Genomic DNA, 14,104 nt, shown 5'->3' on the forward strand with positions numbered 1-14,104 from the left:
GCTACCGTCCCGCGCGCCGTCCGCCACCTAGGGTTGGCACGTGAACAGCTCCCCAACGACGCGGCCAGTGACGTCGTGGGCCGCGTTGGCGTCGCCGCGGTTCCTGGTGTCGTCGTGGCCGTGGCGGAGCTACGCCTACCTGTTCACGTCGGTGCCGGTGGGTGTGCTGACGATCGGCGTTCTGATCGGTGCCGCGGCGGCCGGCGCCGTACTGAGCCCGATCCTGATCGGCGTCCTGCTGCTCACCGCCTTCCCGCTCCTCGGCGTCCTGATCGGCCGGGTCGAGCGGTGGCGCGCCCGCCTGGTGCTGATCGACGGCATCAGCAGTCCGCACGCGACCATGCCGTCCGCGCTCAGAAGGCGGGAGAAGCTGAAGTTCCGGCGCCGTGAGCAGGCGTCCCTGCGCGCCCTCGGGTACGGCTTCGTGCTGGGCGTCTTCATCTGGCCGCTCAGCGCGTTGATCGCCGGGATCTGCGCGACGACCCTCGCGATCACCTTGGCCGCGCCGGTCATCGCCAACAGCGAGCAGATGGGCATGGGTCCGTGGACCCTGGATACCGCAGGGGAGGGTCTCATCTTCCTGGTCGCCTTCGGTCCGCCGTTCTTCGTGGTCAGCTCCTACCTGGTCGGCGTCGTGGCCGGTGCCGAGGCGTCACTGGCGAAGGCGATGCTCGGTCCCCGGCAGGAAGAACTGCAGCGCAACGTCGCCGAGCTGCGCAGGTCCCGGCTCGATCTGGTCGACGCGTTCGAGACCGAGCGGGTGCGGATCGAGCGGCATCTGCACGACGGCGTCCAGCAGCGCCTGGTTGGACTCACGATGACGCTCGGGCTGGCCGAGCTCGACTTGCCCGAGGGGGAGGGCCGGCGGTTGGTGGTGAAGGCCCACTCAGAGGCCGAGGCGGCGCTGGCAGATCTGCGCGAGGCGGTCCGGGGGATCCATCCACGCGTGCTCGTCGACCACGGGCTGGAGGCCGCCGTACGCGAGGTAGCGGATCGGAGTCCGTTGCCGGTGACGGTGCAGCTGGCCTTGCCGTCACGGTTGCCGCCGCCGATCGAGGCGGCGGCGTACTTCGTCGTCAGCGAGTCACTGGCCAACGTGGCGAAGCACGCCAAGGCTTCGAGCTGCGGGGTGACCGGCCGGGTCGAGCGGGATCAGCTGATCGTGACCGTGACGGACGACGGGATCGGGGGCGCGAAGGTCGGTGCGGGGACGGGACTCACCGGACTGGTCACGCGGTTGGACGCCTTGGGAGGCACACTCGTCGTCGACAGCCCGCCCGGTGGGCCGACCCGACTGCGGATGGAGTGCCCGTGCCGACTCGGCGACTGAGCATCGTGCTGGCCGAAGACTCACTGCTGCTGCGGGAGGGACTGGCCAGCATCCTGGACCGCGCCGGGCACGAAGTACGCGACACCGTTGGGGATGCGGACACGCTGCTGGCCGTCGTACGCAAGGAGCCGCCGGACGTCGTGATCACCGACGTGCGGATGCCGCCGGGGCACAGTGACGAGGGCCTGCGGGCGGCCGCGGCGATCCGGGCCGAGCTGCCGTCGATCGGGATCCTGGTGCTGTCGCAGTACGTCGCCGACGCGTACCTCTCGTCGTTGCTCGAGACAACGACCGGTGGGATCGGGTACCTGCTGAAGGACCGGGTCGGTCACGTCACCGAGTTCCTCGAGTCGCTGGACCGGGTCGCGGACGGCGGGACGGTGGTCGACCCCGAGGTGGTCCGGCAACTGCTCGCCCGGCGGCGGAACGACGGCCCGCTCGCCGCACTCACCCCGCGTGAGCTGGAGGTGCTCGCGCTGATGGCCGAGGGTCGGGTGAACGCGTCGATCGCAGCGCAGTTGGTCGTGAGTGAGGCCGCCGTACGCAAGCACGTGGGGAACATCTTCGCGAAGCTACAGCTGGACGACGGGCTGGATCGCAGGGTCTCGGCCGTCCTGACCTACCTGCGCAGCTGACACCTGTCGCTTGCGTCCGAAGAACTGTGGCCTATAGCGCTCGGATCTTCGGACGTAACTGCTTGGGTGGTGGGGGAGGGTAGAGGCATGGACAGTGATATCCGGAAGATTCTGGCGGACTGCCAGACGTGGGCTGTCGTCGGGCTGTCGAACAACACCAGCCGGGCGGCGTACGGCGTGGCGCGGTTCCTGCAGGGGCACGGGAAGCGGATCGTGCCCGTGCATCCGTCGGCGGAGTCCGTGCACGGCGAGCAGGGGTACGCGACGCTCGCGGACATCCCGTTCCCGGTCGATTGCGTGGACGTGTTCGTCCGGTCAGACCTGGCCGGTGACATCGCGGACCAGGCGGTGGGAATCAACGCGAAGGCAGTGTGGTTCCAGCTCGGTGTAGTGGATCCGGACGCCTACACACGCACGACCGCGGCAGGCCTGGCCATGGTGATGAACCACTGCCCGGCGATCGAGTGGGGGCGGCTGGGGCCTTCCTGAGACCTTAAGGGGCCTGATGTTCACGATCGACACGTCAAGCGACTTCGGCAAGCGGATCGCCCGGCAGCTGGACGACGAGAAGGTGCTCTGGCTGACCACGGTCGCCAAGTCCGGTACGCCGGCCCCCAAACCGGTCTGGTACCTCTGGCGCGACGGCCAGATCCTGGTCAGCAGCCAGCCTGGCACCGCGAAGGTGCAGCACGTCGTCTCGCGCCCGCGAGTCTCGCTGAACTTCAACGCGACCCACACCGGCGGTGAGGTCGGCGTACTCACCGGCGACGCCGCGATCGACGACAACGGTCTGACTCCCGAGGAGCTCGCGGCCTACAACGCGAAGTACGCCGACGACATCAGCCGGCTCGGGATGACCCCGGACCAGTTCCACGCGAGCTACTCGGTCCTGGTCCGGATCACCCCGGACAACCTCCGCGGCTTCTGACCACCCGCTGGCCCAGGTGCATTCGAGGGCATATCCGTGCGACTGGCGGGTTCTCCCTTGGTGTACCAGCAGAGAACCCACAACTCGAGGGGATATGCGCGCGACTGGCGGGCCCTCGGGACCTGCCCTGGCCGCCACACAGCGCCGGCCAGGGATCGGAACCGGTGGGTGGGGATAGGTCGTGGTGGGTGGGACAGGTCATTGGTGGGTTGGGACACGTTGTGGTGGGCGGGGACAGGTCGTGGTGGGTGGGCACAGGTGGGCTGGGGCCGGAAGCGGTGGGTTGGGACGGTTCGTGGTGGGTGGGCACAAGGTATTGCCTGTCTTGGCCCACCACGACCTGTCCCAGGTCACCAGACGTTGACCGATCCGCGCAGAACAAGCGCGCCGGTACCGCCCGGTCCAGCCTCGGCACACCTCTCGCCCGGCACAGCCTCCGCCCTGCCCACCCCGGACATCGCCCCTATCCCGACCAGCACACCCTGCCGACAATCACCCGCACATCGAGCGAGAGAGCCCTTCTCTCCCTGAATCACGAGGGGAGAGGGACGATTTAACGGAATCCCGGAATGGTCTTGTGGGTCAGTTGAGGTAGCCCTCGACGGTGTCGGCGGAGCGGGGCTGGGCGGTGTCAGGGTTCTCGCCGTACTCGCGCTTGGCGCGGCGCTGGCGGAGCAGGTCCCAGCACTGGTCGAGCTCGACCTCGAGGGCCTGCAGGCGCGCGTGCTCGTCGGTGTCGGTGATCTGGCCGGCGGCATGCCTGGTGCGCAGCTCCTTCTCCTCGGCGACCAGCTCGTCGATCCGGCTGAGGAGGCTCTTGTCATCGGTCATGAGGAAACGGTACGCCCGTGCTCCAGTCCGCCCGGGGTCAGGCTTCCTTGAAGTCGGCCTCGTCGTACGCGTACTGGGTTTCGGAGCCACTCGCCACCTTCGCGGCCTCGTCCGCGCGCAACTCGACCCGCCGGATCTTGCCGGAGATCGTCTTCGGCAGCTCGGCGAACTCGATCCGCCGGATCCGCTTGTACGACGCCAGGTGCTCCCGGCAGAACCGCAGGATCTCGCCGGCCAGCTCGCGCGACGGTTCGTGGCCGGCCGCGAGGACGACGTACGCCTTGGGGACGGCGAGCCGGACCGGATCCGGCGACGGTACGACGGCTGCCTCGGCGACCGCCGGATGCTCGATCAGCACCGACTCCAGCTCGAACGGCGAGATCCGGTAGTCGCTGGCCTTGAACACGTCGTCCGAGCGTCCGACATAGGTGATGTAGCCGTCCTCGTCCCGGCTCGCGACGTCGCCGGTGTGGTAGAAACCGCCACGCATGACCTCCTGGGTCAGCTCGCGGGCGTCGCGGTAGCCGCGCATCAGCGGGACCGGCGCGGGCGCGAGCTCGATACAGATCTCACCGTCGTCGCCGATCTCGTCGGTGGCCGGGTCGAGCAGCGCGATCGAGTATCCGGGCAGCGGTCGGCCCATGGACCCGAGCTTGACCGGCTGACCCGGCGGGTTGCCGATCTGGGCGGTCGTCTCGGTCTGGCCGTACCCGTCCCGGATGGTGATGTCCCACGCGTTCCGGACCTGCTCGATCACCTCGGGGTTGAGCGGCTCACCGGCCGAGATGCACTCCCGGATCTGGACCTTCACCGCGGACAGATCGGCCTGGATGAGCATCCGCCAGACCGTCGGTGGTGCGCAGAAGGTCGTCACGCCGTACGTCTGCAGGACCTGCAGCATCTTCTCGGCGTCGAAGCGCGTGTAGTTGTACAGGAAGACGGTCGCTCCGGCGTTCCACGGCGCGAAGACGTTGCTCCAGGAGTGCTTCGCCCAGCCGGGGGAGGAGACGTTCAGATGGACGTCGCCGGGCTGGAGTCCGATCCAGTACATCGTTGACAGGTGGCCGACGGGGTAGCTGACCTGGGTGTGTTCGACCAGCTTGGGCTGGCTCGTCGTCCCCGAGGTGAAGTACAGCAGCAGCGAGTCGTCAGCGGCGGTATCCACTTCCGGCACGGGTCCGTCGTACGAAGCAAAGTCGTCGTAGTGCAGCCAACCCTCGACCGGCGTGCCGATGGCGACGCGGATGCAGTGGTCCGCGATCCCGGCGTACCGGCCGGCCTCGGAGCTACTCGTGACCACGGCCCGGACGCCGCCGCGGGTGATCCGGTCCGCCAGGTCGGCATCGGTGAGCAGCGTGGTCGCGGGGATCATCACGGCGCCGGCGCGGATGCAGCCGAGCAGGACCTCCCAGAGCGGGACGGTGTTGCCGAGGACGATCAGCACCCGGTCGCCCGGCTTCAGCCCGGCCGCGGTGAGCCAGCCGGCGACCTTGCGGGATCGCTCGGCCATCTCGGCGTACGTGCGCGAGTTGACCTCGCCGTCCTCCTCGACGATCGTCAGCGCGGCGACCTCGGGCTGCTCGACCGCGAGCGCGTCGAACCAGTCGCGGGCCCAGTTGAACCGGTCGAACGACGGCCAGTTGAAGTCCCGGTACGCCGTCTCGTAGTCCTCCCGATGCGCGACCAGGAAATCCCGCGCCTCCCGGAACTCCCGCGTGACGTCCGAAGTGCTCTGCTCCGTAGCCATGTCCCGCACATTACCCATTCAGTACGAGAACGGATCCCGCAACGACGAGCGGCGTCAGGATCATGCCGCGCCACAGGAACGACCACCACGAAATGTCGACGCGGGCGGCGTCGCAGCGGGACCGCCAGAGCAGCGTCGCGAGCGACCCCCACAGGGTCAGAAGGCAGCCGCAGTTCACGCCGATCAGCAGAGCCATCATCCGGTGCGGGTCGCTGGAGGCGACCGGCTCCATCGCCAGGTACGCCGGGAGGTTGTTGAACAGGTTGCTACCGACCGCCCCGGTTGCACTGAGCCGCAGGTCCGAGGTGGTCCCGGCGACTCGGCGGAGCAGATCCTCCAGGCCGTGATCGGTGAGGAACGCGACGAAGGCGAACAGCACGACCACTCCGATCACCAGCCTGGCCGGGATCAGCGACCACCGCAGCGCGCTCCGCCGCCGGACCGCGAACAGCACGACCAGGATGATCGCGCCCACACTGGCCGGCCAGGCGACCTCGATCCCGGACACGAACGCCGGACCGAGCAGCACGCAGACACCTGCCGAGCCCCAGAACAGCACCTTGTCGTCCACCTCCGGCGTCGGCGGTACGACGTACGTCCGGCGCAGATCGCGGTGGAACAGGACGGCCAGCACGGCGACCGTGATCAGGATCGCGGCGATCGCGGGTCGCCAGCTCACCGCGAGGTACGAGACGTCCAACCGGTGGAACTGGTGCAGGGCGAGCAGGTTCGTGAGGTTGGACACCGGGAGTAGCAGCGATGCGGTGGCGGCCAGCCAGACGGTGGTGAACGCGAACAGCTTCGGCGGGATGTCGAGCTGCCGGGCCATCGCGAGCACAACGGGGGTCAGCAGGACCGCGCAGGTGTCCAGAGACAGCACGATGGTGAGCCCTGTCGCCAGCGCGACTACGAGGAGCCACAACCGCCAGACCCGGCCGCGCGCGAGGTGAGCGGCTTCCCGGGCGGCGACCTCGAACAGCTTGGCCTTGTCGGCCAGTTCGGCGATGACGGTCACGGCGATCAGGAAGACCAGTACGGGCGCGATCCGCGCGACCAAAATTCACCACCTTCTACCAGACTGTTTTGAGTAGGCTGACCAGGTGACCCCGCCGGACGAGGACCCGCAGCAACCGGCCCAGTATGACCCGCACCACCCGTCCGGCTATCCGGGCGACCTCGAGGCGGACGTCGTACTGCGGGACGGTGCTACCGCGCATCTCCGGCCGATCGCGCCCGCCGACGCGGACCTGATGGTGGCCTTCTACGCCCGGGTGTCCGAGCAGTCCAAGTACTACCGCTTCTTCGCCCCGTACCCACAATTGTCCGATCGGGACGTGGCGAGGTTCACACAGGTCGATTACCACGATCGGCTGGCGCTGATTGTGACCGTCGGTGACGAGATGATCGGCGTCGGGCGGTACGAGCGGACCGGACGGCGTACGGCGGAGGTCGCGTTCCTGATCGAGGACGCGCACCAGGGCCGCGGGCTGGGGCAACTCCTGCTCGAGCACCTGGCGCAGGCGGCCCGGGAGAACGGCATCGCCCGGTTCGTCGCCGAGGTACTGCCGGACAACCGGAAGATGATCACGGTCTTCACCGAGGCCGGCTACAAGGTCGCCCGCGAGTTCGAGGACGGCGTGATCGTGGTCGAGTTCGACATCGCGCCGACCGACACGTCGTTCGGGGTGATGCAGGCCCGGGAGCAGCGGTCCGAGGCGCTCTCGATCGCGCGGTTGCTGACGCCGTCGAGCGTCGCGCTGATCGGTGCCAGCCGGCGTGAGGGCACGATCGGGAACGCGCTGCTGCGCAACCTGCGCGACGGTGGCTTCCCGGGCCGGTTGTACGCCGTCAACACCGATACGAAGGCGGACGAGATCGAGGGCGTACCGGCGTACCCGACGATCCGCGAGGTCGAGGACACGGTCGATCTGGCCGTGGTCGCCGTCCGGGCGGAGATGGTGGCCGACGTCATCCTGGACTGCGCGGCCAAGGGCGTGCGCGGGCTGGTCGTGATATCGAGCGGGTTCGCCGAGATCGGGGACGAAGGGCGGAAGCGGCAGCGGTACCTGGTTGGCCTGGCCCGGTCCTACGGGATGCGGGTGATCGGGCCGAACGCGCTCGGGGTGATCAACACTGCGCCGGGAGTCGAGCTGAACGCGACGCTCTCGCCGGTGATGCCCAGCCGCGGCCGGGTCGCGTTCTTCTGCCAGTCCGGTGCGCTCGGCGTGCCGATCCTGGCCGACATGGCCGGGCGTGGCCTGGGGTTGTCGAGTTTCGTGTCGGCCGGGAACCGGGCCGATGTCTCGGGCAACGACCTGATGCAGTACTGGTACTCCGACGAGGCGACCGAGGTCGTGCTGCTGTACCTGGAGTCGCTGGGCAATCCGCGCAAGTTCAGCCGGGTGTCGCGGCGGCTGGCCGGGCGGAAGCCGGTGGTCGCGCTGAAGTCGGGCCGGGCCACGCAGGGCGTGCCGGTCGGGCAGATGGTCCGGCGCAGTCAGCTGCCTCCGGCATCGATCGAGTCGATGTTCCGGCAGAGCGGGCTGATCAGGGTGGACACCACCGGCGAACTGTTCGACGTCGCCCAGTTGCTCGCGCACCAGCCGCTGCCGAAGGGACGCCGGGTCGCGATCGTCAGCAACTCCGACGCCTTGACCCTGCTCGCCCTGGACACGATGGCCAGTTGCGGCCTGGAGGTCGCCGGCGAGCCGCGGAACCTCAGCGCGGACGCGACCGCGGCGGACTTCGGCGCGGCGCTGTCCGAGGTGTTCGGCGACGATCGGGTGCACTCGATCGTGGTGATCTACACGCCACCGGTGCAGTCGAACGGCGCGGAGGTCGCACAGGTCCTGGCCGCGGCGGCCGCCGGCTCGAAGAAGCCGGTCGTGTCCACGTTCCTCGCGTCCCGCAGCGTGCCCGCGGAGCTGCGAGTGCCGGACGCGGACGGTGGCGCGGCGCGTGGATCGATCCCGTCTTTCCTGAATCCGCAGTACGCCGTCGGCGCACTGGCGAAGGCGACACAGTACGCCGAGTGGCGGCGGCGGTCGGTCAGCCGGATCCCCGACCTGCCGGAGATCGACACCGCGGGCGCCGAGGACTTCGTCGCGGAGTACCTGCAACGGCACCCGAGTGGCGCCGACCTGGAGGACGCCGACCGGCATCGGCTGCTCAGCTTCTACGGGATCCCGGTGCTGCCGGCGTTCCCGGTGCTGAGTGCGGACGAGGCGGTCGCACGGGCCGCGGACCTCGGCTACGAGGTGATCCTGAAGGCGACCGCCGAGCAGTGGCGGATGCGGCCGGACCTGGCCGACATCTGGCGGCACATCCACGACGAGGACGATATGCGCGCGGCCTGGGCGGAGATGACGCAGATGTTCGGTGTCGCGTCGGATCCCGCCCGGGCGCAGTTCGTCGTCCAGAAGATGGCGCCACCCGGCGTGCCGGTGGTCATCTCGGCGTTGGAGGACGTGTCCTTCGGTCCGGTCGTCACCTTCGGCCTGACCGGTGTCGCGACCGACTTGCTGGGCGACCGCTCGTACCGGATGCCGCCACTCACGACCCGCGATGCCGCGGAGATGGTCCGCGAGGTGCGCGCGGCTCCGCTGCTCTACGGCTACCGGGGCTCCGACCCGGTGGACATCCCCGCGATCGAGGCCCTGCTGCACCGCGTCTCCCGGCTGACCCTCGACCTCGAGGAAGTCGTCCGGCTGGACCTTCGTTCGGTGCTGGCCGCCGCGCAGGGCGCGACAGTGCTCGACACGAGCATCCGGATCGCTCCCAACGAGAAGCCCCGCCAGGACACGTCCGCCCGCCGACTCACCTGACGGCAGCGCGCGACACTACCGGCGCGTGTAGATGCTGCTGGCGCGATCGAGCAGGCGCGCCTCGACGAGCTCGCGCCTGAGGGCGGCGTGGTCCGGGTGCCACCGGTTGAGGATCTCGTTCACCTCCGGCTCCGGGTAACTGCGCCCGGGCTCGAAGCTGGTGACCAGGTACTCCAGGACGATCCGGAGCTTCTCCGGATAGGTCGGGAAGTGCGTCAGCCGGCCGTCCCGGATGAACGACCTGAGGACGCCGTCGCGGTCCGGATCGGGGTCGAGCGGCACCCGCTCCGGGCGACTCTCCCGGACCGCGTCCTTGAACGCCGCCTCGTCGGCCTGCAGACCGTCGCCGGCAGCCGTGATCAGCCCACCCTTGGTCAGCCGCTGGAGCGCCTTGACGACGACCGGCGCGGGGAGTCCGGTGCTGCCGGCAACCTGATCCGGAGTCGTCGCGCCGAGGACGACGGCGGAGTACGTCCGCAGCCTCGACGGTTCCGCGAGCAGACCACAGAGCTGATCGGCGTTCATGGCATCCACGCTAATGTCGCCCGCAACCGGATTTCGCCCGGGTGTTAGACATTCACCATGACGATGCAGCCGGGTCCGCAGAACGCGATCACCGATGTCCCTGGAGTCCTGGTCGGTCAGGTCGAGCGCGTCGATGCGCCGTACCTGACCGGTACGACGGTCGTCCATCTGCCGGCCACAGCGGTCGCCGGTGTCGACGTCCGCGGTGGCGCGCCGGGGACGCGGGAGACGGATCTGCTCGAGCCGGTGAACTCCAACGCGGGGGTGAACGCGATCGTGCTGACCGGCGGCAGCGCGTACGGGCTGGACACGGCCGGCAGCGTGATGCGCTGGCTCGAGGAGCGCGGTGAGGGCGTCCGGGTCGGGCAGGGCGACAAGGACGTGGTCCCGATCGTGCCGACCGCGGTGATCTTCGACCTCGGCCGCGGCGGTGACTTCCAGGCCCGGCCCGAGCCGGACTGGGGCGCCCAGGCGATCGCGGTCGCCACCGACGGTCCGGTTGCCCTAGGCAACCATGGCGCCGGCGCCGGGGCCCGCGCCCGGTCGCTCAAAGGCGGCGTCGGCTCGGCCAGTGTCCGGCTGGATGACGGTACGACGGTCGGCGCGCTGGTGATCGTGAACGCGGCCGGATCGACGGTCGATGCCGACGGCAACCTGTACGGCGCCCGCTACGGCCTCGCCGACGAGTTCGCCCACTTGCGGACTCCCACCGAACCGCCTCCGCCGGCCGCACCCGGACGCAACCTGATCCCCGGGCCGCCGATGAACACCGTGATCGCGGTGCTGGCGACCGACGTACCAATGGACAAGGCGGCGACACGGCGGATGGCGATGGTCGCGCACGACGGGCTGGCCCGGGCGATCGACCCGATCCACGCGCTGGTCGACGGCGACAGCATCTTCGCCTTGTCGACCCGTACCGACGACGGGCCGCGGCTGAGTGTCACGGATCCGACGGCGATCGGGCAACTGGAGATGGTCTACGCGGCCGGTGCCCGGACGCTGTCCCGCGCGATCGTGCACGCGATGCTCAACGCCGAGTCGGTGGAGACCTCGGCCGGCACGATCCCCAGCTATCGCGACGCCTATCCCTCTGCCTTCCGGACCGACTGACGTACGACCCCGGTCGTACGCGCGGATGGCGAAAGGCGCCGGAAGACGACGGTAAGACCGGTCCGCGGGCCGATGATCCGAGGCGCCGCCCGCGACAGGCTCTGCGGTATGAGCTTCCAGAGTCCCCAACCACAGGTCGTCCTGAGCGGTCACGCCCTGGTCAAGTACTACGGCGACGTCGTCGGCCTGGCCGGCGTGGATGTCGCGGTCCGGTCCGGTGAGGCGCTCGCGGTCATGGGCCCGAGCGGTAACGGCAAGACCACCTTGCTGCACGTCCTTGCCGGCATCCTCACGCCGGACCAGGGCGAGGTCTGGCTGGGCGGCGAACGCGTCGACCAGCTGACCGACGCGGCCCGCACAGTGCTTCGACGTCGCCGGCTGCGCTTCGTCTTCCAGGACAACCAGTTGCTCGCCGAGCTGCCCGCCGACGAGAACGTCGCCCTGCCGTTGATGGTGGACGGACTGAGCCGGCGAGACGCGATCGGCCGGGCCCGGAGGATGCTCGCCCAGGTCGGGTTGGCAGCGGAAGCCGGGCGGCGCCCGGGCGAACTGTCCGGCGGTCAGGCACAGCGCGTCGCGATCGCCCGCGCACTGGTCGGCGAGCCGCAGGTGGTGTTCGCCGACGAACCGACCGGTGCCCTGGACGCGACCACCGGCTCGCAGGTGATCGACCTGCTCGTCGGCGCGGCCACGCATCGCGGCGCGGCGGCAGTCGTCGTCACTCACGACAACGCGGTCGCCGCCCGCTGCCACCGAGTCCTGCGCATCGTCGACGGCCGGGTCAGTGACTCGCCGGGTGCTGGGTCGCCGATGAGCGACCTCGGCTGGGGGACTGGGCGATGAGCCCGATGACGGACCTCGGGCTGCGGTTCGTCCGCCGTCCGGGGCCTGGTGGCCGGGCGGCCAACCTCGCCGCCCTGGGCGCGACCGCGGTTGTTGCGCTCCTCGTCACCTTCCTGATCGCCGGTTCGCTGGGCCTGGCCCATCGCTCCGACCGGATCGGCTGGCGCAGCTCCGACAAAGCCGACCCGGCGACGGCGATCGGAACCATCGACCAGACCGACGAGACGGTCGACGGTCACCCGATGATCCGCCTCGACCTGGCGACGCTCCGCCCCAACGAACTCCCGCCACCACCCGGCCTCGGCCACACCCCGAAGCCGGGCGAGGTCTTCGTCTCGCCCGAGGTCGCCAAGCACTGGTCCACGCTGAGCAAGCAGTACGGCGTGGAGAACCCGGCCGGCGTGATCAGCGACAAGGGGCTGTCCTCGCCGGAGGAGTTCGTCGTCATCCATGGCGTCGACTCACTCCGGCCCGACGACCATCCGCAGTACGTCAGCAGCTGGAACGACGACGTCTGGGACAGCCGCATGGTCGGTCTGCTGTTCGCGGTGGCCTTCGGCATCATCCTGGTGCTGTTCCCAATCCTGAGCCTGGTCGGTCAGGCCGCCGGCGTCGCGGCGAAGCGCCGTGAGCATCGCCTGGCTGCACTCCGCCTCGCCGGAGCGACCAGGACACAGGTGCTCTGGCTGAGCGCGGTGGAGCAGGCGGTACTCGGTCTGGCCGGTGCAGTCATCGGCCTGGTCGGCTACACATTGCTGAGTCCACTCATCGCCCGCATCCCGCTGGGCGGCGGACGCTGGTACGTGGACGACATCACGGTGAGCTGGTGGAACGTGCTCGTCGTACTGGCCGCGGTACCCGTCCTGTCGGTGATCAGCGCGCTGATCGGGCTCGGCCGGGTCAGCATCACCCCACTCGGCGTCGTACGCGGTCAGACTCGCAAGGGGATCAGGGTGCTGCGGCTCGGCCTGTTGCTGATCGGTCCGATCGTTCTCGCGTACTACGGGATGCAGGCGGCTCTGATCCCGCTGCTGATCGGTGTGGGCTTCGCTGCGCTCGCCGTACGGGTGATCGGGCCATGGGCGGTGCAGGTGATCGGCAAGATGCTGGCGAGCCTGGCCAACGGTCCGGTGGCGCTGCTCGCGGGACGGCGACTGGCCGACGACCCGAAGGCCGCGTTCCGTCCGGTGGCGGCGCTGGTGCTGAGTGGGTTTGTCACCGGCTTCATCTCGGTATTCATGCCGCCGGGGAAGGACGACCCGACGTTCCACGATCTGTGCATCGGAGTCGCGCTGCTGCTGGCCCTTGTGTTCATGACCGTGGCTGCGTCGACAGCAGCAGGAGCGGTGGGTACGGCGCTTGACCAGGCCGCGCCTGCCCGTGCGTTGCGGCGCTCTGGTGTGCCGTTGCGGGTGATCGAGCGGTCGGCGCGACTCGCCGCCGTCGTACCTGTCATCGGGGTCGGATTGCCGGTCGTCGGGTTCGGTGCGCTGTGCGGGCTCGCGCTCAGTGGTGGAAAGGTGATCACACAGGGGAGTTCCGGCGTACTGCTGCTGATCGGTCAGGTCGTCGCCGGACTCGTGCTGGTCGCGGTGGCGGGCGCCGCGGGTGCACCGGTGCTGCGGAAGGCGAGCGCGAACTGATCACCGTCGTCCACTGTGCTCGTCCACAAGGGGAAAACGGCGCGGGCCGCGTCCGTGGCAGGATGAGGGCATGCGTGACCTGAATGCCCCGGAACTCGCGGACGCGTCCGCAGCCCTGCGCGAGGCGATCGACCGGTGCGGCTACTACCCAGACGTCGTGACGGATTCGCTCGCGGTGGCGATCGCCGGCGAGCCGATCCGCGCGTTCATGCTGCAGCACGAGCCGACGTTCGACCGGGACGAAGTCCGGCGGCACATCACGATCCTGGCGCTCACCCCGACCCGGCTGATCGTCGGGCACACCGACGAGCACGCGGCCGACGAGCTGATCCGCGCGCCGTACGCGTCGACCTCGACCGAGGCGATCCCGCTGCAACGGGTGAACGCGGTGGTCGTGAACCGGGTGGTTCCCAACCCGGCCGGCTACGCGTCCGGCAAGTCCGACCCGGCGGTGGCGGGCGGCGGTGAGGTCGTGCTCACGATCGGCTGGGGGATGGTGAATCGGATCGACCTGGAGCCGGCCGTCTGCGCCGACCCGAACTGCGAGGCCGACCACGGCTACACCGGATCCGTCGCGGCCGACGACATCTCGCTGCGGATCAGCGCCGCCGCGGACGGCCCGGCCGGGATCCAGCAGGTGCTCGAGTTCGCGCAGGCCCTCTCGTTCGCGACCAGCAGGTAGTGC

At 69.5% G+C, this 14,104-nt stretch carries 13 protein-coding genes; 9 read left to right on the plus strand and 4 right to left on the minus strand.

The window, feature by feature from the left end; all coding sequences use genetic code 11:
* The first annotated feature begins 40 nt into the window (after window positions 1-40).
* The 4 genes from OG558_RS33950 to OG558_RS33965 all read left to right on the plus strand — a co-directional run bounded on the left by OG558_RS33950 (window position 41) and on the right by OG558_RS33965 (window position 2,893).
* Entirely contained in the window at window positions 41-1,330 is a 1,290-nt protein-coding gene (locus OG558_RS33950) for a sensor histidine kinase (protein ID WP_405066625.1), read from the plus strand.
* On the plus strand, window positions 1,312-1,965 hold the full coding sequence (locus OG558_RS33955) for a response regulator (RefSeq protein ID WP_405066626.1): 654 nt from the start codon (window positions 1,312-1,314) through the stop codon (window positions 1,963-1,965). Before OG558_RS33950 ends, OG558_RS33955 begins: the two co-directional genes overlap by 19 nt.
* Before the next feature lie 87 nt (window positions 1,966-2,052).
* On the plus strand, window positions 2,053-2,454 hold the full coding sequence (locus OG558_RS33960; protein ID WP_405066627.1) for a CoA-binding protein: 402 nt from the start codon (window positions 2,053-2,055) through the stop codon (window positions 2,452-2,454).
* Window positions 2,455-2,470: 16 nt separating this feature from the next.
* Window positions 2,471-2,893, plus strand: a complete 423-nt coding sequence (locus OG558_RS33965; RefSeq protein WP_405066628.1) for a TIGR03667 family PPOX class F420-dependent oxidoreductase — start codon at window positions 2,471-2,473, stop codon at window positions 2,891-2,893.
* A 582-nt stretch (window positions 2,894-3,475) separates the two neighbouring features.
* Here the strand turns inward: OG558_RS33965 and OG558_RS33970 are convergent.
* Genes OG558_RS33970 through OG558_RS33980 form a run of 3 tightly spaced genes read right to left on the minus strand, consistent with a single transcriptional unit; the run spans window position 3,476 to window position 6,528 of the window.
* Complete coding sequence (locus OG558_RS33970; protein WP_405066629.1) at window positions 3,476-3,724, minus strand: DUF2630 family protein; 249 nt, start codon at window positions 3,722-3,724, stop codon at window positions 3,476-3,478.
* 37 nt (window positions 3,725-3,761) lie between these two features.
* Window positions 3,762-5,471: an AMP-binding protein gene (locus OG558_RS33975; RefSeq protein WP_405066630.1), complete on the minus strand. Its 1,710-nt coding sequence runs from the start codon at window positions 5,469-5,471 to the stop codon at window positions 3,762-3,764.
* A 10-nt stretch (window positions 5,472-5,481) separates the two neighbouring features.
* Complete coding sequence (locus OG558_RS33980) at window positions 5,482-6,528, minus strand: SLC13 family permease (protein ID WP_405066631.1); 1,047 nt, start codon at window positions 6,526-6,528, stop codon at window positions 5,482-5,484.
* Between the two features lie 43 nt (window positions 6,529-6,571).
* Between OG558_RS33980 and OG558_RS33985 the strand changes: the two genes are divergently transcribed.
* The gene (locus OG558_RS33985) at window positions 6,572-9,295 is read left to right on the plus strand and encodes a GNAT family N-acetyltransferase (RefSeq protein ID WP_405066632.1); all 2,724 of its coding nucleotides are present in this window, start codon (window positions 6,572-6,574) and stop codon (window positions 9,293-9,295) included.
* A 15-nt stretch (window positions 9,296-9,310) separates the two neighbouring features.
* On the opposite strand, the gene OG558_RS33990 is transcribed toward OG558_RS33985, so the two are convergent.
* Window positions 9,311-9,820 (minus strand): DUF2087 domain-containing protein, encoded by a 510-nt coding sequence (locus OG558_RS33990; protein ID WP_405066633.1) that lies wholly within the window; start codon window positions 9,818-9,820, stop codon window positions 9,311-9,313.
* Between the two features lie 57 nt (window positions 9,821-9,877).
* Here OG558_RS33990 and OG558_RS33995 point away from each other — a divergent pair, with 57 nt between their 5' ends.
* The 4 genes from OG558_RS33995 to OG558_RS34010 all read left to right on the plus strand — a co-directional run bounded on the left by OG558_RS33995 (window position 9,878) and on the right by OG558_RS34010 (window position 14,101).
* Window positions 9,878-10,933, plus strand: a complete 1,056-nt coding sequence (locus OG558_RS33995) for a P1 family peptidase (RefSeq protein ID WP_405066634.1) — start codon at window positions 9,878-9,880, stop codon at window positions 10,931-10,933.
* A gap of 108 nt (window positions 10,934-11,041) precedes the next feature.
* Window positions 11,042-11,776, plus strand: coding sequence for an ABC transporter ATP-binding protein (locus OG558_RS34000; RefSeq protein ID WP_405066635.1), 735 nt, complete (start codon window positions 11,042-11,044; stop codon window positions 11,774-11,776).
* Window positions 11,773-13,419 (plus strand): FtsX-like permease family protein, encoded by a 1,647-nt coding sequence (locus tag OG558_RS34005; protein WP_405066636.1) that lies wholly within the window; start codon window positions 11,773-11,775, stop codon window positions 13,417-13,419. The genes OG558_RS34000 and OG558_RS34005 overlap by 4 nt, the downstream gene beginning before the upstream one ends.
* Before the next feature lie 70 nt (window positions 13,420-13,489).
* Window positions 13,490-14,101, plus strand: a complete 612-nt coding sequence (locus OG558_RS34010; RefSeq protein ID WP_328520874.1) for a DUF5998 family protein — start codon at window positions 13,490-13,492, stop codon at window positions 14,099-14,101.
* Window positions 14,102-14,104 lie beyond the last annotated feature (3 nt).

It is taken from the genome of Kribbella sp. NBC_01510, from assembly GCF_045040325.1.
Taxonomy (GTDB): domain Bacteria; phylum Actinomycetota; class Actinomycetes; order Propionibacteriales; family Kribbellaceae; genus Kribbella.

Coding starts and splice junctions, on each gene's coding strand:
- OG558_RS33960 (WP_405066627.1), top strand. CDS start 2,053: ATGGACAGTGATATCCGGAAGATTCTGGCGGACTGCCAGACGTGGGCT.
- OG558_RS33965 (WP_405066628.1), top strand. CDS start 2,471: ATGTTCACGATCGACACGTCAAGCGACTTCGGCAAGCGGATCGCCCGG.
- OG558_RS33970 (WP_405066629.1), bottom strand. CDS start 3,724: ATGACCGATGACAAGAGCCTCCTCAGCCGGATCGACGAGCTGGTCGCC.
- OG558_RS33975 (WP_405066630.1), bottom strand. CDS start 5,471: ATGGCTACGGAGCAGAGCACTTCGGACGTCACGCGGGAGTTCCGGGAG.
- OG558_RS33990 (WP_405066633.1), bottom strand. CDS start 9,820: ATGAACGCCGATCAGCTCTGTGGTCTGCTCGCGGAACCGTCGAGGCTG.
- OG558_RS33995 (WP_405066634.1), top strand. CDS start 9,878: ATGACGATGCAGCCGGGTCCGCAGAACGCGATCACCGATGTCCCTGGA.
- OG558_RS34000 (WP_405066635.1), top strand. CDS start 11,042: ATGAGCTTCCAGAGTCCCCAACCACAGGTCGTCCTGAGCGGTCACGCC.
- OG558_RS34005 (WP_405066636.1), top strand. CDS start 11,773: ATGAGCCCGATGACGGACCTCGGGCTGCGGTTCGTCCGCCGTCCGGGG.
- OG558_RS34010 (WP_328520874.1), top strand. CDS start 13,490: ATGCGTGACCTGAATGCCCCGGAACTCGCGGACGCGTCCGCAGCCCTG.